This window comes from Aliivibrio finisterrensis, assembly GCF_008933155.1.
In the GTDB taxonomy this organism is placed as follows: Bacteria; Pseudomonadota; Gammaproteobacteria; order Enterobacterales; family Vibrionaceae; genus Aliivibrio; species Aliivibrio finisterrensis.
On record NZ_WBVP01000068.1, the window covers coordinates 1 to 1037 of the forward strand.

The window sequence follows — 1037 nt, forward strand, 5'->3', positions numbered from 1 at the left end:
ACCTTAACAATGCTTTATTTAACCAAAAACCGACATTAAATGATCTTTCTGATTTACAAGATTTTATTAACCAAGATATTGATGGCGATGGATTAAGTAATTACTTTGATCCACAATCACAAAATGAATATAACTTCTACGCTTCATATACGTTACACCCCGAAATTGTTAACAATCTTCCTGCTGATACTAATGCGGAATATACTTATTTAATCAAAACAGATATTCGGCTCAACAATGGAACTACACAATCTCTTTACCTTGTAGTACCCACTTGGACTTATGGTAGTTCTCGGCATCTAGAGTATCGATGGCCACATACTGTTTCACGAGAAATAACAAATTATTTTACCAATGAAGGCGTAGCTTTTATTCGTGAGAATACTTCCAGTGGGTATCAAAATGCCCTTAGCGGTATTGACTGGATGGAGCTGAACTATACAGATCAGTGGTGGACCTTTGTTGATTATGTTCGTGACGCAACGAATAACACAGCCCCTAGTAGTACAGATTATGCGGCAATAGGTTTCAGCTCACTGAGTCAAGGGCAGATCGATGAACTGAATATTGTTATTCCACAAAATCAAGCTACCCCTAATGATTTTGATAAGATGAATGAGATGGTCACAAGTTATCTTCTCATTCATGATTACGCCAAAGATAGCGGTAATCCTATCACTGCAACAGCGCCTCAAAGTACGGATTATAACAACATAGGCTTAACGCAAGATGTCAGCAACGTCAGCGTGTTTAATGCTTGGCTAAACGACGCACAATTAGTCGTGGTGACCGACATTAGCGCCATGGTAAATGTCATTAACCACGCCAAAAACATTTCTGGGGCAAGCGTTCCCGCAGATACCGATTACACCCAAGCTGGGATCACTGGCGTTGATGCAAGCAATGTCGGTGCTGTAAACAGTGCAGTACAAGCTCAAGGGGCCGATACGTTTGCCGGAGTACAAGCAATCGTCGATAATGAAAATGGTTGGAATGACCTTATTGATTACGCTAGTCAAGCAGCAGGGAGCCAAGCA

1 protein-coding gene is annotated in these 1037 nt (G+C 40.9%); it reads left to right on the forward strand.

The features are described 5' to 3' along the window. A partial coding sequence (locus F8B77_RS17635; protein WP_167512861.1) for a hypothetical protein occupies window positions 1-1037 on the forward strand: 1037 nt, incomplete at both ends.